We start from the raw sequence: 18979 nt of genomic DNA, 5'->3' as shown, positions 1-18979 counted from the left end.
TCGGGTCACCGCCCCGTCACGGGCGGAAGGTACCCCAGCCGTCGTCCTCCGCCCGGGCCCGGTTGAAGTACGGCACCCGGTCGGTGACGGCCGGCGGCAGCCGGTCGCCGACCCGGTCGGCGACCGCGCCCGCGGCCTTCCCGGCCACCGCGCCGGCCTGCTGCCGCGCCCGGTCGGCCGCGCCCTGCACCGTGGGGTTCCGGGCGATCTGCCGGGTGACCTTGGCGATCTGCTCGTAGCGCCGACGCCCGGCTCGCGAGCCCAGCACGTAGCCGGCCGCGAAGCCTGCGGCCAACGACAGCTTCCACATGGTCGGATCCACCCTCTCCTGGCGGCCTTCTGCCGCAATGCCCTACCCGTCCGTCGGGACGGCGAACCGTCCGCGCCCCCAGCATCCCCGGACGCGGCCGGGGGCGCGCGCCGGGCACGCCGGGCGGCAACCCCGGGGCAACCGGCGAAAGCGATTGGCGGACCACCCCCCCGAGTGCGCTAATGTATGTCCCGCAGCGAGCGCCGCGGAGCCCGGGAAACCGGGGGCCGAGGCGGTGGCCGATCCCCCATAGCTCAATTGGCAGAGCAGCCGACTGTTAATCGGCAGGTTATTGGTTCGAGTCCAATTGGGGGAGCTCGGGAGGAGGACTTTTCGAGGTCCTGATCCCGTCCGTGGTACGCGAGTCGGTACCGCGATCCCGCATAGCTCAATTGGCAGAGCAGCCGACTGTTAATCGGCAGGTTATTGGTTCGAGTCCAATTGCGGGAGCTGCACCGGGTACGCCCGGTGACTGCTCAGAGCGAAGGCCCCTCGGTCGACCGGGGGGCCTTCGTGTTGCCGCCGCACGGTGTTGCGTACGTCACGTCGTGGGCGCACGTCGTGACGTACGCCCACGACGGCCCGGGAATCAGGTGGTCGCCTTCCGGTAGAGGTCGGTCACCCGCTGGTCGAAGGCGACGCTGTACGAGGTGCTCGGTGTCTCCCCGCCCTCCTGGTAGCCGCCGATCACGCCGACCACCGCGCCCTTCTCGGTCACCCACGGGCTGCCGCTGGTGCCGTCGGTGTAGCCGCCGCAGTCGAAGCGTTCCTGGGTGGCGCTCTGCGAGCGGGTCCGCACCGAGCAGGTGATCGGCTCGTCGCTCTCGTTCGGGTAGCCGGTCACCGAGACGGACAGGCCGAAGCCCTGCCCGGTGGAGATCGGGTTGCCGCCGACCGCGTCCTCGATCTGCCGGCCGTCGACGGTGCCCACCGTCACGAACGCCACGTCGTACTCCGGGTCGTCGTCGGAGGCCCAGCGCGGGTCGACGGTGACCGACTGCACCGGCCAAGTCCCGTACGGGGTGGACCCGTTGCGGTAGCCGGGGGTGAACACCAGACCGTCCAGCAGGCCGATCCGGCGGCTCTGCACGCAGTGCGCCGCGGTCACCAGCAGGTTGCGCCGGGGGCTCTGTACGACGCTCGCGGTGCAGGCCCTGGGGCCCTGTGCGGTGTGGACGGAGAGCGTGCCGATCCGGTCCCGGGCGGGGCTCTGGCCGGCAACCTCGGCGGTCGGCGCCCCGTCCTGCCCGCCGCACGCGGTGGCGGCGGCGAGCAGCAGGGCGGCCAGGGCGGCCGTACGTACCGTGCGCGCGGGCCGTGCCGGGCGGGGGGCCATCGGGGCTCCGTCTCGTTCCTCGGGGCGGGCACCGGGGCCGTGCGTTCCGCCGTTCGTGAGGAAGATCTACCAGGCCGTGCCGGGCGGCGCCACCGTCGGGGGCCGGCGCCGCCCCGGTCAGCCGGTGGCGCGGTCGTAGAGCGCCTGCACGCGGTCGCCGAAGTAGCTGCTGTACGAGGTGTCGGGGGTGTCGCCGCCCTCCTGGTAGCCGCCGATCACGCCGACCACGGTGCCGGTCCTGGTGGCCGGGTCGAAGTCGGTGACCCAGGGGCTGCCGCTGGTGCCGCCGGTGTAGTCGGGGCAGTCGATCCGCAGCTGGGTGGGGCTCTGCTCGGAGGTGGTGTTGGAGCAGGTGATCGGGACGTCGCTGCTGCCCGGGTAGCCGGTGACCTTCACCGGGAGCCGGTAGCCGCGGTTGACGCCCAGTCGGTTGGCGCCGAGCACCTGCTGGACCTGCTGCCCGTTCTGGGCCTGGACGACCGCGAAGGCGACGTCCGCGTCCGGGTCGGCGTGGTCCTTCCAGCCGTCGTCGACGGTGACCGCCAGCAGCGGCCAGACGCCGCTGGGGGTGTCCCCGTCCCGGTAGCCGGGGACGAAGACCAGGTCGCTGCGCTGACCGAGCTTCGGGTCCCAGACGCAGTGGGCGGCGGTGACGATGAGGTTGAGCCCGGCGCTGTCGACCACGCTGGCCGTGCAGAAGTGGTCGCCGTCGGCGTTGCGGGTGAACACCGCGCCGACCAGGCCGTTGAGCACGGTGGGCTTGGCGGTCCGGGTGACCCCGGTGCGCCGGGCGACCGCGCCCTTGAGCCGCTGCCTGCTCCAGCCGTGGCTGTCCCCCGAGGCGGCCGTGGCCGGCGCCGAGGTGACGGTGGGGACGCCCCCGCCGGGCCCCGCCGAGGTGGTGCAGCCCGCCGCGGCCAGCACCGCCGCGAGCGCGCCGGCCGCCGCCCCCGCCCCCGCCCTACGTGTCGTCATCCGCCCAGGCTGCCCGGGAGGGGTGCCGCGCCGCCAGCCGGGCTGCGCCGCCCGGAGAGGCGCGCACCGTCCCGCACCCAGGTGCGCCCCCGGCGCGCACCACGGGTGATCGACCGGCTATGCTGCCCGGGACGGCCTCGCTGGGGCCGTCTGCTGCTGCCGTGGCCGACGACCGGCGCGCGCGGCGAACCGGGGCGGTAGCTCAGCCGGTTAGAGCAGGGGACTCATAATCCCTTGGTCGTGGGTTCGAGTCCCACCCGCCCCACCATCTCGATGCGTGACGAGGGTCGTAGGACCGTCCGAGGGCAGGCCCCCGAGCCGGAGCTCGGCCGCCTGCGACGACGCAGAGTCTAGGGCGCGACCGCCTCCTTTCCCGTGTGGCGCGCCGGAATTCACCCGCCCGTGGACATCGCTCCCGGCCTCCCCCCGTGCCCCGTGCTGCCCCCGTTTCGCAGCCGTGTCGCAGCCGTGCCCGTGTTCCCCGACTGCCGGCCCCTGGCGTACTGCGCGAAAAAAGTGATATCACTTTGCCATCGGACGCGGACGCTCGCTGGAGGAGTCGCTCTCATGACCACGCCGCAATTCGCCGTCGAGGACGGCCCCGCCCTGGACCTCCCGGTCCCCAGGATCACCGAGCGGGTCATCACCGGTGCCGCCGGGCTGCCGGTGCTGTTCGGCTCGCTGCTCGGCCTGGTCGCGGGGGTCGGGTCGCTCATCACCGGCGGGATCCAACTGGCCGGGAACAACCAGGGGTTGGGCGCCGCCCTGATGATCGCCGGGCCGGTCCTGGTGCTGGGCTCGCTGCTGACGCTGTGCGGGCTGACGGTGGTCTCGCCCGGCCAGGCCCGGGTGGTCCAGCTGCTCGGCCGCTACCGGGGCACCGTCCGGGCCGAGGGCCTGACCTGGATGAACCCCTTCACCAGCCGTCGGCACATCTCCCTGCGGATCCGCAACCACGAGACCGAGACCACCAAGGTCAACGACGCGGACGGCAACCCGATCGAGATCGCCGCCGTGGTGGTCTGGCAGGTCGAGGACACCGCGATGGCCATGTTCGAGGTGGACGACTACACCGACTTCGTCGCCATCCAGACCGAGACGGCCGTACGGCACATCGCCACCAGCTACCCGTACGACGCCCACCACGAGGGTCAGTTGTCGCTGCGGGACGGGGCGGAGGAGATCGCCCGCAAGCTCTCCGCGGAGATCGCCGCCCGGGTCGCCTCGGCCGGCGTGCGGGTGGTCGAGTCCCGGATCACCAGGCTCGCGTACGCGCCGGAGGTCGCCCAGGTGATGCTGCAGCGTCAGCAGGCCGGGGCCGTGGTTGCGGCGCGCAGGCTGATCGTCGAGGGCGCCGTCGGTATGGTCGAGGAGGCGCTCGACCGGCTCGCCGAACGCGACGTGGTGGAGTTGGACGAGGAGCGCAAGGCTGCCATGGTGAGCAACCTCCTGGTGGTGCTCTGCGGCGACCGCGGCACCCAGCCCGTCGTGAACACGGGCTCCCTCTACCAGTAAGGCGCGGCATTGGCGACGGAACGGAAGAAGCTCCTGCTGCGACTGGATCCTTCGGTTCACGACGCACTCGCCAGATGGGCCGCGGACGACCTGCGCAGCACCAATGCGCAGATCGAGTTCCTGCTCCGCCGCGCGCTCACCGACGCGGGGCGGATGCCCAGCGGTGCGAACCGGCTTCCCCGGCGCGGACGCCCGCCCAAGGAGAGCCCGGAGGACGCCGGTCCCGCGGAGGACTGACCGGCGGCCGGGCACGCGAAGATCTTCGGAGACCGACATGGACCTGCCCGCCACCCTCCCCGAGAAGCTCTACCTGCTCGCGTACGACCCGGGCCGCGAGCGGATCACCGCCACCGACCGGCTCGACCTGGTGATGCGGGCGGCGGCGCTCGCCGAACTCCTGCGACGCGGACTGATCCGCGAGGACGGCCGGTACCCGGCCGCCGTCGCCGGCGGACCGACCGACGGCCTCGACCCGCTCACTGCCGCGCTGCTGGAGCAGATCCGCCAGGAGCGGCGGCGCAGCTGGCAGAGCTGGGTCGGCCGGAACCGGGGCCCGACGGCGCGCGCCGCGCGGGTGGTCCGGGACGGCCTGGCGGCGGCCGGCCGGATCCGGGTCGAGCAGCACCGGCTGCTCGGACTGTTCCCGTGCGCGCGGGTGACCCTCCCGGAGCCCCGGCTGCGCAAGTCGCTGGTGATGTCGGTCGGCTCGGCGCTCAACGGCCCGTTCAGCCGGGTCGACCCGGCGGACGCCGCCCTGGTCGTCCTGGCCGACGCCGCCCAGCTGGGGTCGGCCCTGACCTGGCGCCAGAGGCGCGAGTTCCGTACCAGGATCGACAAGCTCGCCCCCGCGGCCGGCCCCGTCCCGCGCGCGCTGCGCCGGGCCGTGAACGCGAGCCGGGCGGACGGCGCGGCGGGGGGCTGACCAGGCCCTCCCGCGCGAGCCCGGTCGCCGGTCCGGCGGCCGGGCTCCCGGCGTTCAGGGCCCGCGTAAGCTGGCCCGGTGCTCGAACCCGCCCTGCTGCCGACCCCGCTGGTGGACTGCACCGACGAGGTGTTCGCCCGGGCCGGGGTGGAACTGCGCCTCAAGCGGGACGACCTGCTGCACCCGACCGTCCCCGGCAACAAGTGGCGCAAGCTGGCGCCCAACCTGGCCGCCGCCGTCGAGCGGGGCCACACCCGGCTGCTGACCTTCGGCGGGGCGTACTCCACCCACCTGAGGGCGGTCGCGGCGGCCGCCGCGGCGCTCGGGCTGGAGAGCGTCGGGCTGGTCCGCGGCGAGGAGCTGGCCGACCGGCCGCGGAACTGGTCGCTGCGGGCGGCCGAGCGGGACGGCATGCGGCTGGAGTTCCTGACCCGTACCGAGTACCGGGAGGCCACCGGTCGGGCGGCGGACGGCCAGGGAGGCGCCGCGGACGACCTGCAGCGCCGCTGGGGCCCCTGCCTGGTGCTCCCGGAGGGCGGCTCCAACGCCCTGGCCGTCGTCGGCGCCGCCGCGATCCCGGCCGAGCTGCCCGATCTGGGCGCCCGCGACGTGGTCTGCTGCCCGGTCGGCACCGGTGGCACCCTGGCCGGCATCGCGGCGGGCCTTCCGCCGGGCGCACGGGCGCTCGGCGTGGCCGTGCTGCGCGGCGGCGAGGGCTACCTGGAGGCGGAGGTCGCCGGGCTCCACCGGGCCGCGTACGGACGCGGGTTCGACAACTGGCGGATCGACCACGCGCACCACGGCGGCGGCTACGGCAGGGTCCCGGCGGAGCTGGCGGCCTTCGCCGAGCGGTTCGAGCGCCGCCACGGCGTCCCGCTGGAGCGGCGCTACGTCGCCAAGCTGCTCGCCGCGCTGGCCGACCTCGCCGGGGCGGGCGCCTTCCCTCCCGGCACCCGCCTCACCGCCGTGGTCACCGGGCTGCCCGACCCCGAACAGTCGGGGGCCGGGCGAACGTGACCCGCCCGGTCAGCCGAAGGTCAGGTTGGCGCACGGGTCGGTGTCGGCGTTGCGGGTGTTCTCCGCTATGCCGGTGGGGATGTTGCCGCTCGGCGCGGTGTTCGGCGCGGTGTTCGGCGTGGCACCCGGCGTGCCGTCGGCCGCGGTGCCGTCGGCCGTGGTGCCGGCCGCCGGGCTCGGGGAGGACAGCGAGTTGATCTGCGTGCCGGCCGGCCGGTAGTCGGCGCCGAGGGTGACGGTGATCGCCTCCGAGCCGGGCTCCTCGACCGCCTGGGCGCCGGGGAAGAGCGCCACCACCTGGTCGGCGGTGGCCTTCAGCGCGGGGTCGTACGCGATCCGGGTGACCTGGTGCCCCGGGCTGTTGGAGCCGAGCGTGATGTTGCGGAAGCCCCGGGCCTTGAGCGTCTGCTCGCCGGAGCCCGCGAGTCCCGGGGTGCCGACGCCGTTGACCACGGTGACCGGCGCCGCGGCCTGCTCGGGGGTGAGCGGCGTGTCGGCGCCCGGGGCCGCGGTGGGGGAGGAGGCCACCTGGCCCGTCCCGGCGGTGCTCTGCCCGTCCAGGGTGCGGTCCTCGCGCAGCAGCTTCCAGAGGGTGTCGGCGTCCGGCTGGACGAGCCGGATCCGCTCACCCGCGAAGCGCCAGGGCGCGGTGACGAAGGTGACGTCGGAGAGCTTGATGTCCTGCACCGAGCGGGCGAAGTCCACCAGCTTCATCGCGGTGCCCAGCCCCTCGTCCACGGTGAGCGACTTGGTGGCCGCGTCCGCCAGCGGCAGCAGGGTGGGCAGTGAGAAGCCCTGGCCCTGGACCTTCTTGATCATCGAGGAGAGGAAGGCCTGCTGGCGCTTCATCCGGCCGACGTCGGAGTTGTCGCCGATGCCGTGGCGCGCCCGCAGGTAGTCCACGGCGGACTGCCCGGAGAGCTTCTGCAGGCCCTTCTTCATGTGGATGCCGTACTCGTTGACGTCGTTGGGCACGCAGGCCTCGACGCCGCCCACGGCGTCGGCCATCGCGGCCGCGCCCTTGAAGTCGACCACGACGGTGTGGTCGATCCGCAGCCCGGTGAGCTTCTCCACGGTGTTCTGCGTGCAGGCCGGGTTGCCCTTGGGGTCGGCGCCCACGGTGAAGGCGGAGTTGAACATCTGGTCGTTCCTGGGCGTCGTCCAGGAGCCGTTCGGCAGCCGGCAGGACGGGATGGTGACCAGGCTGTCGCGGGGGATGGAGACGCCCACGGCGTGCTTGTGGTCGGCGTAGATGTGCAGCACGATCGCGGTGTCCGAGTGGCCGACGCCCTCGTCGCCGCCGCCCAGCGCGTTGTTGCCGCCGTCGCGGGTGTCCGATCCGAGCAGCAGCACGTTGACCGGCACGGAGGCGCCGGGGCTGGCCGGGACGGGGGCCGGTGGGCGCTCGGTGGCGACACCGCCCGCGTCGAAGGTGGTGATGTTGCTGTCCAGCCGGTGGTAGAACCAGGCCCCGGCCCCCACGACCGACAGCACCAGAACGGCGGCCAGGCCGATGGCGGTCCGCAGGTAGCGGCGCCGGCGCGTGCTGCTGCTCATCCTCCGTGCCCCCCGTCTTCAGATATCTCGCGTTCGATGATTCGAACGTTAGACGTTCCGGGAGGCGGTTCGGTTACCCCCGATGGGCGAACGGATCGCCCGTCAGGCCTGTGATGCTGGTCACGCCCCGGGGCCGGAGGCGCCCGCGAGCATCCGCTGGAGCAGGTCGCGCAGCACCGTCCGCTCGTCCGGGCCGAGCGCGGCCAGCGGCTCGCGGGCGAAGTTCAGGGATTCGCGCAGCTCGGCGGAGGCGGCCGAGCCGGTGTCGGTGGCCGCGACCAGCTTGACCCTGCGGTCCTGCCGGTCGGCCTCGCGGGTGACGAAGCCGCGGGACTCCAGCCGGTCGACGATGCCGGTGATGTTGGACGGTTCGCAGCTGAGCGTCTGGGCGATCTGGCGCATCGGCATCGGCCCGCGCCGCAGCAGTGCGAGCACCTTGGCCTGGGCGCCGGTGAGCGAGCGGGCGGCGGCGGCGTCCTCGTACTCGCGGTGGAAGAGCGCGACCAGGTTGGCCATCAGGTCGACGACCTCACGGGTGATCTCGTCGGGCTGCGGCGTGGCGTCCCGGGCCGGCTGAGTGTCCATGCGCCAGAGTCTACCTGAAAAGTTGACAAGGTGAACCTTTCATGCCCATCGTTACTTCAGTTCCTCAACCTTTCATGCACCTGAACCGCAAGGAGCACCACCCATGGCAGAGCAGGCCGCCCCCGCGACCGCCCGTGAATGGCACCTCGCCGCCCGCCCGCAGGGCTGGCCGGTGCCGGCCGACTTCGCCCTGGTCGAGGCCCCGGTCCGGACCCCGGGCCCGGGCGAGATCCTGATCCGCAACGCCTACCTCTCGGTGGACCCGTACATGAGGGGCAGGATGAACGATGTGCCCTCGTACGTCCCGCCGTTCCGGCTCGGCGAGCCGATGGACGGCGGCGCGGTCGGCTACGTGGTCGCCTCGCAGGCCGAGGGCTTCGCCCCGGGCGACGCGGTGCTTCACGGCCTCGGCTGGCGCGAGTACGCCACCCTGGACGCCGCGCACGCGGTCAAGGTCGACCCGGCCGCCGCCCCGCTGTCCGCCTACCTCGGCGTGCTCGGCATGACCGGCCTCACCGCCTACGCCGGACTGCTCACCGTCGGTGGCCTCAAGAAGGGCGACCGGGTCTTCGTCTCCGGCGCGGCCGGCGCGGTCGGTTCGATGGTCGGGCAGATCGCCCGGCTCAAGGGCGCGTCCCTGGTGGTCGGTTCGGCCGGCTCGGCGGAGAAGGTCGCCAAGCTGGTGGAGGAGTGCGGCTTCGACGCCGCCTTCAACTACAAGGACGCCCCGGTCCGCGAGCAGCTCGCCGCCGCCGCCCCTGACGGCATCGACCTCTACTTCGACAACGTCGGCGGGGATCACCTGGAGGCCGCGATCGGCGCGCTCGGCGTGCACGGCCGCGCGGTGCTCTGCGGTGCGATCGCCCAGTACAACGAGACCGCCGCCCCCGCGGCCCCGCGCAACCTCGCGCTCGCCATCGGCAAGCGGCTGCGCCTGGAGGGCATGCTGGTCGGCGACCACTTCGCGCTGCGCGGGCAGTTCGTCGCCGAGGTGGGCGGCTGGCTGGCGTCCGGCGAACTGCGCAACGAGGAGACCGTGGTGGACGGCTTCGAGAACACCGCCGAGGCCTTCCTCGACCTGCTGCGCGGCGCCAACACCGGCAAGATGGTCGTCCGCCTGGACGGCTGACGCCGCATCAGGCCGCGTCAGGACGCCGACCGCCCCGCCACCCGACCGGGCGCGCGGGGCGGTTCGCCGTGCACGCCCACGGCGGACGGTTCGCAGTCGGGCGCAGGGGGCCGGTCCGCACTACCGCATTCCGGCCGGATCCGAAAGTGCGTCAGTCATCGTGCGGGAAGGCGCGGTACGGTGGTCCCGCCTGGCGATGGGGCCGTTCGGGGGAGAGATCCGACCGAGGGGTAGACCTCGTTGAGGATTCGACTAGCATTGAGCGAAAGCCTGTCCGTTTTGCTCAATTTAGTGGCTTAATGTCGGCTAACGTGGGTAACTGTGGATCAACTGCAGGCACCGCAGGCACGAGGCAGCTGGGGAAGGCGACCCTCGTCCACAGCCTGGAGGTCCCGGTGACGACACGTGGAGTTCTCTACATCCACTCCGCGCCCCGCGCGCTGTGCCCGCACGTCGAGTGGGCCGTCGCGGGGGTGCTCGGTGTGCGGGTGAGCCTGGACTGGATCCGCCAGCCGGCCGCACCCGGGCATTGGCGTGCCGAACTCTCCTGGCAGGGGGAGCCCGGCACGGCCTCGAAGCTCGCCTCCGCGCTGCGCGGCTGGCAGCTGATGCGGTACGAGGTGACCAGCGAGCCCTGCGCCACGGCGGAGGGGGAGCGGTACAGCAGCACGCCCACGCTCGGCATCTTCCACGCCGTCACGGGCATCCACGGCGACATCCTCATCCCCGAGGACCGGTTGCGCGCCGTCCTGCTGCGCGCCCGCAGCGAGGGGGCCGACCTGGAGACCGAGATCGCCCGGCTGCTCGGCAAGCCCTGGGACGACGAACTGGAGCCGTTCCGCTACGCGGGCGAGGGCGCGCCGGTGCGCTGGCTGCACCAGGTGGTCTGAGACCGGAGGGTACGACGAAGGGGCCGGCGCTCGCGGCGAGCGCCGGCCCCTTCGTGGTGGGCGTCAGCGGGTGCGGAAGGCCAGCACCACGTTGTGGCCGCCGAAGCCGAACGAGTTGTTCAGCGCCGCGATCCGGCCCTCGGGCAGCTTGCGGGCCTCGCCGCGCACGATGTCCGCGTCCACGTCGTCGTCCAGCTCGTCGACGTTGATGGTCGGCGGGGCGAGGCGGTTGTACAGGGCCAGCACGGTGGCGACGGTCTCGACGCCGCCGGCGCCGCCCAGCAGGTGGCCGGTCATCGACTTGGTGGCCGAGACGGCGATGTGGTCGAGGTCGTCACCGAGCTCCTTGCGGAGCGCCTTCAGCTCGGCGGTGTCGCCCTGCGGGGTCGAGGTGGCGTGCGCGTTGACGTGCACGATCTCGGCCTTGTCGAGCTCGTTGCGCTCGAACAGGTCGGCCAGCGCGCGGGCCACGCCGGCGCCGGTCGGCTCGGGCTGGGCGATGTGGTGGGCGTCCGAGGACAGGCCCTGGCCCACGGCCTCGCAGTAGATCCGGGCCCCACGGGCCTCGGCGTGCTCGACGGACTCCAGGACGACCACGCCGGCGCCCTCGCCCAGCACGAAGCCGTCACGGGCCTTGTCGTACGGGCGGGAGGCGTGCTGGGGGTCGTCGTTGTTCTTGGACATCGCCATCATGCTGGCGAACGCGGCGATCGGCAGCGGGTGGATCGCCGCCTCGGTGCCGCCGGCCACCACGACGTCGGCGCGGCCGGTGCGGATCATCTCGATCGCGTAGCCGATCGCCTCGGCGCCGGAGGCGCAGGCGGAGACGGGGGTGTGCACACCCGCGCGGGCGCCGACCTCCAGACCGACGTTGGCCGCCGGGGAGTTGGGCATCAGCATCGGGACGGTGTGCGGGGAGACCTTGCGGGCACCCTTCTCCTTCAGCACGTCGTACTGGTCGAGGAGGGTGGTGACACCGCCGATGCCGGAGGCGATGACGGTGCCGAGGCGCTCGGGGGCGAGCTTGGAGGACTCGTCGGTCGCGGGGGTCTCGTAGCCGGCGTCGGCCCAGGCCTCGCGAGCGGCGATCACGGCGAACTGGGCCGAACGGTCCAGCTTGCGGGCCAGCGGGCGGGGCAGGATCTCGCCGGGCTCGACGGCGGTGCGCGCCGCGATCCGAACCGGCAGCTCCTCGGCCCACTCCTCGGTCAGGGCCGCCACACCGGACTTACCGGCGACCAGGTTCTCCCAGGTGCCGGCGGCGTCGGCGCCCAGCGGCGTGAAGGCGCCGATACCCGTGACGACCACGGTGCGGTTTTCAGCGGTCACTGGTTTCTTCTTCTCTCACGTTGTGCGGGGGGTCGGCGGGAGCCGAGGATGGGCCCGGCCGGGCGCCCCGGTGGGGCGTCCCGGCCGGCGGGTCGGCCGGGCTCGGTGAGCCGGGCCGACAGGTCAGCCGTCGGAGGCGTGCGGGACGCCGGACAGGCTGGCCGAGTCGAACGAGTCGATCGCTCAGGCGTTGGTGAGGATGTAGTCCACCGCGTCGCCCACGGTCTTCAGGTTCTTCACCTCGTCGTCCGGGATCTTGACGTCGAAGCGCTCCTCGGCGGCCACGACGACCTCGACCATGGACAGCGAGTCGACGTCCAGGTCATCGGTGAAGGACTTGTCGAGCGCGACATCCTCGGTCGGGATACCGGCGATCTCGTTGACGATCTCGGCGAGACCTTCCAGGACCTCGTCCTTGGTAGCCATACTGGCTGCTCCTCTACAGTGTTGATCGTGTCCGACCGGCGGCCGGACACAGGCTTGTGGATCAGTGGGCGTAACGCACCTAGGGGAGCGTAACGACTGCCGCGGCGTACACGAGACCCGCCCCGAAGCCGATGATCAGCGCCAGGTCGCCGCTGTGGGCCTCGCCGGTCTCCAGCATGCGCTCCATCGCGAGCGGGATGGAGGCCGCGGAGGTGTTGCCGGTCTCCGCGATGTCACGGGCGACCGGCACCGACTCCGGCAGCTTCAGGGCCTTGATCATGGCGTCGGTGATCCGCATGTTGGCCTGGTGCGGGATGAACGCGCCGAGCTGGTCGGCGGTCACCCCGGCGGCGTCCAGCGCCTGCTGGGCGACCTTGGCCATCTCCCAGACCGCCCAGCGGAAGACCGGCTGGCCGTCCATCCGCAGGGCCGGCCACCTGGTCTCCTCGCCCGCGCCGTTGACGGCGTCGGGCTTGGCGAACGCGGTGTCCCAGGCCTCGGTCTGGGCGATCAGGTCGGCCTGCGAGCCGTCCGAGCCCCAGATCAGCTTGCCGATGCCGGGAGTGTCGGACGGGCCGACGATCGCGGCGCCGGCGCCGTCGCCGAAGATGAACGCGGTCGAGCGGTCCGACTGGTCGGTCAGGTCGCTGAGCCGCTCGACGCCGATGACCAGGACGTACTCGGCGTTGCCGCCGCGGATCATGCCGTCGGCCAGGCCCAGGCCGTAGCCGAAGCCGGCGCAGGCGGCCGAGATGTCGAAGGCCGGGGCGGTGCCGCAGCCGAGCCGCTCGGCGATCTCGGTGGCGATCGCGGGGGTCTGCTTGAGGTGCGAGACGGTCGCGACGATCACGCCGCCGATCCGGTCGGGGGAGATCCCGGCCTGGGCGATGGCCTTGCCGGCGGCCTGGACCGACATCTCGGCGACGGACTCCTCCGGGCCGGCCCAGCGGCGCTCGGCGATCCCGCTGCGGGTGCGGATCCACTCGTCCGAGGAGTCGATCCACTCCAGGACCTCGCTGTTGGGGATCACCCGGACCGGGCGGTAGCCGCCGACGCCGAGGATGCGCGAGTACTGCGCACCCGTGGCGGGACGGATCTGCGGCTTCGTCATGCCTGGATCTCCTGGTCCTGACCACCGTGCTCCGCGACGAGCTCGCGGGCCTTGTCCAGATCGGCGGGGGTCTTGAGGGCGAGCGTGGCCACACCCTTGAGGTTGCGCTTGAGCAGCCCGGTCAGGGTGCCCGCGGGGGACAGCTCGATCACGGCCGTCGCACCCAGCTGCCCGAGGGTCTCCATGCAGAGGTCCCAGCGGACCGGGTTGGAGACCTGCGACACCAGGCGCGCGAGGACCTCGGCACCGGAGTCCACGACCGCGCCGTCCTTGTTGGAGACGTAGCGGACCAGCGGGTCGGCCGCGGTCAGGGTCGGGGCCAGCTCGGCCAGCCGCTCGACACCCGGGGCCATGTGCTCGGTGTGGAACGCGCCGGCCACCTTCAGGGCGATCAGCTTGGCGCCGGCCGGCGGGTCCGCCTTCAGCGCCTCCAGCTGGGCCAGCGTGCCGGCGGCGACGATCTGGCCGCCGCCGTTGTTGTTGGCCGCGGTCAGGCCGTGCTCGGCGAGCTTCGCCGCGACGACCTCCGGATCGCCGCCGAGCACGGCGGTCATGCCGGTCTCGGTGACGGCGGCGGCCGCGGCCATGGCCCGGCCGCGTTCGCGTACGAAGGTCAGCGCGTCCCGGGCGCTGAGCACCCCGGCGCCGGCGGCGGCGGTGATCTCGCCGACGCTGTGGCCGGCGACGGCGCCGACCAGCTTGCGGGCGGCGTCCTCGTCCGGGAACAGCTCACGGGCGGTCACCAGGCCGGCCGCGACGAGCAGCGGCTGGGCGACGGCGGTGTCCTTGATCTCCTCGGCGGACGCCTCGGTGCCGGCGTGCACCAGGTCGAGCCCGGCGTCGTCCGACCAGCCGCGGAGGCGGTCGGCGACACCGTCGAGCTCCAGCCAGGGGCTGAGGAAACCGGGGGTCTGGGCACCCTGTCCAGGGGCGACGATTACGAGCACGGTTCAACCCTCTCTCGCCAGGCGCCCAGGGGCGGGTAGGCGACGGTAACGAAGAAAACCATCCGGGATTGTATGGTCCCTACACTCCGGCTCAGCCGGGCTCTCCCGCGGCGGTCAGTCGGCCGAGGGCCAGTGCGATCCGCAGAGTGAACGCCGAACGTACGTCGGAGGGGGCGTACCCCGTGACGTCGGTCACACGTCGTAGCCGGTAGCGCACCGTGTTGGGGTGGACGAAGAGCATCCGGGCCGCCCCTTCCAGGGACGAGGCCTGTTCCAGGTAGACACTCAGCGTTTCCAGAAGTGCCGAGCCCGCTTCGTCCAGTGGTGTGTAGATCTCCTCCACCAGCTGGTGGCGCGCGGCCTGGTCGCCGGCCAGCGCCCGCTCGGGCAGCAGGTCGTCCGCCAGCACCGGGCGGGGGGCGTCCGGCCAGGCGGCGCAGGCGCGCAGCCCGGCCGCGGCGGCGTGCGCGGAGCGGGTCGCGGAGAGCAGGTCGGGCACGGTCGGGCCGACCACCACCGGCCCCGGCGCGAACTGGCCGATCAGCGCCCGGGCGGCGTGCACCGGCTCCTTCTCGCCGCCGACCACGACCACCAGGCGCTTGCCCAGCACCCCGGTCAGCACGTTCAGCTTGGCGTACCGGGCGGCCCGGCGGATCGCCTCCACCACCAGTTCGCTGTCGCCGTCCGGCGCGCTGCCCATCACCACCCGGACCTGGCTGGGCTGGCCCCAGCCGAGCGCCGCGGCGCGGGAGAGCACGCCCTCGTCGGCGTCCCCGGACAGCAGGGAGTTGACCACCAGCGCCTCCAGCCGGGCGTCCCAGGCGCCGCGCGCCTCGGCCGCCTGGGCGTACACCTGGGCGGTGGCGAAGGCGATCTCCCGGGCGTAGACCAGCACCGACTCGCGCATGTCCGCCTCGTCGCCGGGCGCGGCCACCTCCTCGATGGCCTCCTCCATCACCTCGATCGTGGTGCGGATCAGCTCGACGGTCTGGCGCAGGGTGATCGCCCTGGTCAGCTCGCGCGGGGCGGTGCCGAAGACGTCGGTGGAGATCGCCCGGGCGGCTTCGGGGTGGCGGTACCACTCGGTGAAGGCGGCGATGCCGGCCTGGGCGACCAGGCCGATCCAGGAGCGGTGCTCCGGCGGCATCCGCCGGTACCAGCCGAGCTGGTCGTCCATCCGCGAGATGGCGGCGGTGGCCAGCTTGCCCGAGGACTTCTCCAGCCGCTTCAGCGTCGCGGCCCGGCGCTCGGCCCGCTCGGCGGCGTTTCTGCGCTCCTGCGCCGTCAGACGGGGCGCGGGGCGGCCGGGGCGGTCGCGGGCGGTCCGGGGAGCCGGGCTCCCACCGGTCGGTTCGGGTACGGGACTGGGTTCGCTCTTGGAGTTCGCGGATGCGGCTGGCACAAGGACAAGACTGCCTCACGTGAGTGACTGCTCGTGCACACCCCCCCGGCGGAGCGGCGCGGTGGCAAGGGACACACCCGTTACCGTGGGGGCCGTGACCGAAGCCGCTGACCGCCCCCGTGCCGACCTGCGCCGCACCGCCGAGCGCTACCGCTCCGCTCCGGCCGAGGGCGTCGAGACCCGCCACGCGTTCTCCTTCTCCGGCCACTACGACCCGAAGAACACGCACTTCGGCGCGCTGCTCGCGTGCAACGAGGAACTCCTCGCCCCCGGCTCCGGGTTCGAGGAGCACAAGCACCGGGACACCGAGATCCTCACCTGGGTGCTGGAGGGCGCGCTCGCCCACCGGGACTCCCACGGCCACGGCGGGGTGGTCCGCCCCGGGATGGTCCAGCACCTCAGCGCCGGCTCCGGCGTCACCCACACCGAGCGCAACGTCGGCGGCGCCACCGGCCCGGTCCGCTTCGTCCAGATGTGGCTGCAGCCGGACGAGTTCGACGCGGCCCCCGCGTACGGGCTGCGCAAGGTGGAACCGGCGGGCGACGGGTTGACACTGCTCGCCTCCGGCCTGGAGCGCGATTCCGGGACGGAGGCCCTGCGGCTGCGCCGCAGCGACGCCGCGCTCTGGCTGGTGAGCGCCGGGCCGTGGCAGCCGCTGCCCGAGCTGCCCGCCGCCCCTTGGCGGTACGCCCACCTGACGGCCGGGGCGCTGGGCTACCGGACGATCCCGGGCCCCAAGGGCGGCGGCCGCTCGATGGCCCCGGGCGACAGCGTGCGGATCACCGGCGACGCCTTCGCCGCCCCGACGGCGGGCGAGACCGGCGCGGAACTCCTGCTGTGGGAGATGCACTCGCCGGTCTCGTACGGCTGAGCCCGGGCGCTGCGGCGTAGCCGCCTCAGCCGAGCTCGGCCAGGACCGCGTCGGAGAAGGCCGGCCAGGCCTCGACCGCCCACGGGCCGAAGTCCCGGTCGGTGAGCGCGACGCAGGCGGCGCCCGCCTGCGGGTCGACCCACAGGAAGGTGCCGGACTGGCCGAAGTGGCCGAAGGTGGCGGGCGAGTTGGCCGTGCCGGTCCAGTGCGGGCTCTTGCCGTCGCGGATCTCGAAGCCGAGGCCCCAGTCGTTCGGGCGGCGGTGGCCGTAGCCGGGCAGCACGCCGCTGGTGCCGGGGAAGGCGACCTCGCGGGTGGCCCGCAGGACGGTGGACGGGTCCAGCAGCTTGGGCGCCTGCAGCTCGGCGGCGAACCGGGCGAGGTCGGCGACGGTGGACAGGCCGCCGGCGCCCGCCGGGGACTTGTGCGCGGTGTTGAGCAGCGTGTCGGTCATGCCCAGCGGCTCGAACACCGCCTCGGCGACGTAGCGGGAGAACTCGATCCCGGCGGCCTCGGAGAGCGTCCGCGCCAGCGCGTCGAAGCCCGCGTTGGAGTAGAGCCGGCGGTTGCCGGGCTCCGCGAACACCCGGTCCTCGTCGAAGCCCAGGCCGGAGGTGTGGGCGAGCAGGTGGCGGACGGTCGCACCGGGCGGCCCGGCCGGGTCGTCCAGCTCGAACACACCCTCCTCGACCGCGACCAGCGCCGCGTAGGAGGTGAGCAGCTTGGTCACCGAGGCCAGCGGGAAGAGCTGCTGCTGCGGCCCGTGCGCCCCCAGCACCGCGCCGTCCGACCCCCGGACCACCGCCGCCGCAGCGTTGGGCACCGGCCAGTTCTCGATCACGCGCAAGCTCTCCATGGGGCCCGACTGTAGTCGGGGCCGGCGCGGGGCGGCGGCGCACCCCGGTGTCAGCCGGGTGGTGGAGACACCAGGCTGCCGGGCCGGTCCGGCTTGCTTGGAGTGCACTCCAACTCGGTAGCGTCGTTCCCGTCGCACAGGACAGGGGGAAATGTTCGATGGCCACACCCGCACGAGTCGAGATCGACCTGCGCAGCTGCTCCGAGGTGTTCAACCGGGCTCCGGGCGGAGACCCGGACCGCACCCCTCGGCACACCATCAGCGAGGTCGCCGCGGCGAGCGGCCTGACCGCCCACACGCTGCGCTGGTACGAGCGGATCGGCCTGCTGGACCCGGTCGACCGCGCGGCCGGCGGCCAGCGCCGCTACTGCGACGGCGACCTGTACCGGCTGGCCTTCCTGGGCCGGTTGCGCCTGACCGGCATGTCCGTGGCGGACATGCTCAAGTACGTCGACATGGCCCGTGAGGGCGAGCGGACCTACGAGGGGCGGCGCCTGCTGCTGGAGGCCCAGCGCGAGGAGGTCCGGCAGCGGATCGTCGACCTCCAGGCCACCCTCGCCGTCCTCGACTACAAGATCGATATCTATGCCGGGAAGGCCGCCGACACCGCCGGCGCCCCGGTCCGATGCCAGTACAACCGTGTAGAGGAAGAGCAGAGCGCATGACTCACCCCGTCCTTCCCACCGCCGAACTCGGCACCGCCGGCCCGCTGGTGGGCGTCCAGGGCCTCGGCTGCATGGGCATGAGCGAGTTCTACGGCCCCACCGACTCCGACGAGGCGCTGGCCACCCTGGCCGCCGCGCTGGAGGCCGGGGTCACCCTGTTCGACACCGCCGACGCCTACGGCTACGGCGGCAACGAGGAGTTCATCGGCCCCTTCGTCCGGGCCAACCGGGACAAGGTGGTGCTCGCCACCAAGTTCGCCCTGGTGCGCAAGGAGGAGGACCCGGGCTACCGCGGCATCAGCAACGACCCCGCGTACATCCGGGCCGCCGTGGACGCCTCGCTGCGCCGCCTCGGCGTGGACGAGATCGACCTCTACTACATGCACCGCCGCGACCCGGCCGTGCCGCTGGCCGAATCGGTCGGCGCGATGGCGGAGCTGGTCGAGGCCGGCAAGGTGCGCCACCTGGGCCTGTCCGAGGTGACCGGAGCCGAGCTGCGCGAGGCGCACGCGATCCACCCGATCGCGGCGGTGCAGTCCGAGTGGTCGGTGTTCGCCCGCGACGTCGAGCGCACGGTGGTGCCGGCGGCGGCCGAGCTGGGCATCGCCTTCGTGCCGTACTCGCCGCTCGGGCGCGGCTTCCTGACCGGCTCCTTCCAGGCCGCCGAGCAGCTCGCGGCGGACGACGTGCGCCGCACCCAGCCGCGCTTCACCGGCGACAACGCGGCGGCCAACGGCGAGCTGCTCGCGCCGCTGCGGGAGGTCGCGACGGCCCGCGGGGTCACCCTGGCGCAGGTCGCGCTGGCCTGGGTGCACCAGCGGGCGGAGGTGCACGGGCTGACCGTGGTGCCGATCCCGGGCACCCGCAAGCGCAGCCGCCTCGCCGAGAACGCCGCGGCGGCGACGCTGCGGCTGAGCGCGGAGGAGCTGGCGCTGCTGGAGCCGGTGGCCGGCCGGGTGGCGGGGGACCGTTACGCGGACATGGGCTTCACCTCGGTCGGCCGGGAGTAGTCCCGACCGGTCCGACACGGTCCCTGATCGGTTCGGCACGGTCCTGCTCGATTCGCCGACGCGGGCGCGGCCCGGACCGGAACAGCCGGCAGGGCCCGGGGAGCCGACGGCGCCCCGGGCCCTGCC

At 73.4% G+C, this 18979-nt stretch carries 20 protein-coding genes and 3 tRNA genes; 12 read left to right on the top strand and 11 right to left on the bottom strand.

The window, feature by feature from the left end:
* Positions 1–16: 16 nt before the first annotated feature.
* Positions 17–310: a hypothetical protein gene (locus ABTY56_RS17225; RefSeq protein WP_350629633.1), complete on the bottom strand. Its 294-nt coding sequence runs from the start codon at positions 308–310 to the stop codon at positions 17–19.
* 243 nt (positions 311–553) lie between these two features.
* Here ABTY56_RS17225 and ABTY56_RS17220 point away from each other — a divergent pair.
* Together ABTY56_RS17220 and ABTY56_RS17215 are read left to right on the top strand one after the other, a co-directional pair.
* Positions 554–626: transfer RNA gene (locus tag ABTY56_RS17220), tRNA-Asn, on the top strand.
* A gap of 61 nt (positions 627–687) precedes the next feature.
* Positions 688–760: transfer RNA gene (locus ABTY56_RS17215), tRNA-Asn, on the top strand.
* 139 nt (positions 761–899) lie between these two features.
* Here ABTY56_RS17215 and ABTY56_RS17210 read toward each other — a convergent pair.
* Positions 900–1646 (bottom strand): trypsin-like serine peptidase, encoded by a 747-nt coding sequence (locus tag ABTY56_RS17210; protein ID WP_350629632.1) that lies wholly within the window; start codon positions 1644–1646, stop codon positions 900–902.
* 117 nt (positions 1647–1763) lie between these two features.
* A complete protein-coding gene (locus ABTY56_RS17205; RefSeq protein WP_350629631.1) occupies positions 1764–2621 on the bottom strand; it encodes a trypsin-like serine peptidase in 858 nt (285 codons plus the stop codon).
* A gap of 191 nt (positions 2622–2812) precedes the next feature.
* Between ABTY56_RS17205 and ABTY56_RS17200 the strand changes: the two genes are divergently transcribed.
* From ABTY56_RS17200 to ABTY56_RS17180, 5 genes are all read left to right on the top strand, one after another.
* A tRNA-Ile gene (locus tag ABTY56_RS17200) sits at positions 2813–2889 on the top strand.
* 299 nt (positions 2890–3188) lie between these two features.
* On the top strand, positions 3189–4136 hold the full coding sequence (locus tag ABTY56_RS17195; protein ID WP_350629630.1) for an SPFH domain-containing protein: 948 nt from the start codon (positions 3189–3191) through the stop codon (positions 4134–4136).
* Between the two features lie 9 nt (positions 4137–4145).
* The gene (locus tag ABTY56_RS17190; RefSeq protein ID WP_350629629.1) at positions 4146–4373 is read left to right on the top strand and encodes a type II toxin-antitoxin system antitoxin; all 228 of its coding nucleotides are present in this window, start codon (positions 4146–4148) and stop codon (positions 4371–4373) included.
* Between the two features lie 37 nt (positions 4374–4410).
* Positions 4411–5058, top strand: a complete 648-nt coding sequence (locus ABTY56_RS17185) for a GOLPH3/VPS74 family protein (RefSeq protein ID WP_350629628.1) — start codon at positions 4411–4413, stop codon at positions 5056–5058.
* A gap of 78 nt (positions 5059–5136) precedes the next feature.
* On the top strand, positions 5137–6075 hold the full coding sequence (locus ABTY56_RS17180; protein WP_350629627.1) for a 1-aminocyclopropane-1-carboxylate deaminase/D-cysteine desulfhydrase: 939 nt from the start codon (positions 5137–5139) through the stop codon (positions 6073–6075).
* 9 nt (positions 6076–6084) lie between these two features.
* Here the strand turns inward: ABTY56_RS17180 and ABTY56_RS17175 are convergent, their stop codons facing one another.
* The gene (locus tag ABTY56_RS17175; RefSeq protein ID WP_350629626.1) at positions 6085–7632 is read right to left on the bottom strand and encodes an LCP family protein; all 1548 of its coding nucleotides are present in this window, start codon (positions 7630–7632) and stop codon (positions 6085–6087) included.
* Positions 7633–7752: 120 nt separating this feature from the next.
* Positions 7753–8217, bottom strand: a complete 465-nt coding sequence (locus ABTY56_RS17170) for a MarR family winged helix-turn-helix transcriptional regulator (protein ID WP_350629625.1) — start codon at positions 8215–8217, stop codon at positions 7753–7755.
* A 103-nt stretch (positions 8218–8320) separates the two neighbouring features.
* On the opposite strand from ABTY56_RS17170, the gene ABTY56_RS17165 reads away from it, so the two are divergent.
* Positions 8321–9346 carry an NADP-dependent oxidoreductase gene (locus ABTY56_RS17165; protein WP_350629624.1) on the top strand — a complete coding sequence of 342 codons (1026 nt, stop codon included), beginning with the start codon at positions 8321–8323 and terminating at the stop codon, positions 9344–9346.
* A gap of 395 nt (positions 9347–9741) precedes the next feature.
* The gene (locus tag ABTY56_RS17160) at positions 9742–10236 is read left to right on the top strand and encodes a DUF3145 domain-containing protein (RefSeq protein ID WP_350629623.1); all 495 of its coding nucleotides are present in this window, start codon (positions 9742–9744) and stop codon (positions 10234–10236) included.
* A gap of 63 nt (positions 10237–10299) precedes the next feature.
* On the opposite strand, the gene fabF is transcribed toward ABTY56_RS17160, so the two are convergent.
* The 5 genes from fabF to ABTY56_RS17135 form a co-directional block, all read right to left on the bottom strand.
* Positions 10300–11565 carry a beta-ketoacyl-ACP synthase II gene (fabF, locus tag ABTY56_RS17155; protein WP_350629622.1) on the bottom strand — a complete coding sequence of 422 codons (1266 nt, stop codon included), beginning with the start codon at positions 11563–11565 and terminating at the stop codon, positions 10300–10302.
* Positions 11566–11748: 183 nt separating this feature from the next.
* The gene (locus tag ABTY56_RS17150) at positions 11749–11991 is read right to left on the bottom strand and encodes an acyl carrier protein (RefSeq protein ID WP_189918130.1); all 243 of its coding nucleotides are present in this window, start codon (positions 11989–11991) and stop codon (positions 11749–11751) included.
* A 79-nt stretch (positions 11992–12070) separates the two neighbouring features.
* Positions 12071–13102 carry a beta-ketoacyl-ACP synthase III gene (locus ABTY56_RS17145; protein ID WP_350629621.1) on the bottom strand — a complete coding sequence of 344 codons (1032 nt, stop codon included), beginning with the start codon at positions 13100–13102 and terminating at the stop codon, positions 12071–12073.
* Positions 13099–14049, bottom strand: coding sequence for an ACP S-malonyltransferase (locus tag ABTY56_RS17140; protein ID WP_350629620.1), 951 nt, complete (start codon positions 14047–14049; stop codon positions 13099–13101). Before ABTY56_RS17140 ends, ABTY56_RS17145 begins: the two co-directional genes overlap by 4 nt.
* A 91-nt stretch (positions 14050–14140) precedes the next feature.
* A complete protein-coding gene (locus tag ABTY56_RS17135) occupies positions 14141–15337 on the bottom strand; it encodes a PucR family transcriptional regulator (protein WP_350629709.1) in 1197 nt (398 codons plus the stop codon).
* A 208-nt stretch (positions 15338–15545) separates the two neighbouring features.
* Between ABTY56_RS17135 and ABTY56_RS17130 the strand changes: the two genes are divergently transcribed.
* Positions 15546–16322, top strand: coding sequence for a pirin family protein (locus ABTY56_RS17130; RefSeq protein ID WP_350629619.1), 777 nt, complete (start codon positions 15546–15548; stop codon positions 16320–16322).
* 25 nt (positions 16323–16347) lie between these two features.
* Here ABTY56_RS17130 and ABTY56_RS17125 read toward each other — a convergent pair whose 3' ends face one another.
* Entirely contained in the window at positions 16348–17178 is an 831-nt protein-coding gene (locus tag ABTY56_RS17125) for a serine hydrolase domain-containing protein (RefSeq protein ID WP_350629618.1), read from the bottom strand.
* Positions 17179–17336: 158 nt separating this feature from the next.
* On the opposite strand from ABTY56_RS17125, the gene ABTY56_RS17120 reads away from it, so the two are divergent.
* Positions 17337–17843, top strand: a complete 507-nt coding sequence (locus ABTY56_RS17120; RefSeq protein ID WP_350629617.1) for a MerR family transcriptional regulator — start codon at positions 17337–17339, stop codon at positions 17841–17843.
* Complete coding sequence (locus ABTY56_RS17115) at positions 17840–18853, top strand: aldo/keto reductase (RefSeq protein ID WP_350629616.1); 1014 nt, start codon at positions 17840–17842, stop codon at positions 18851–18853. The genes ABTY56_RS17120 and ABTY56_RS17115 overlap by 4 nt, the downstream gene beginning before the upstream one ends.
* Positions 18854–18979 lie beyond the last annotated feature (126 nt).

The sequence above is a fragment of the Kitasatospora sp. NPDC097691 genome (assembly GCF_040302665.1).
Classification (GTDB): domain Bacteria; phylum Actinomycetota; class Actinomycetes; order Streptomycetales; family Streptomycetaceae; genus Kitasatospora.
Note: the sequence above shows the minus strand (reverse complement) of the source record. Positions and strands in the feature narration are given on the sequence as shown.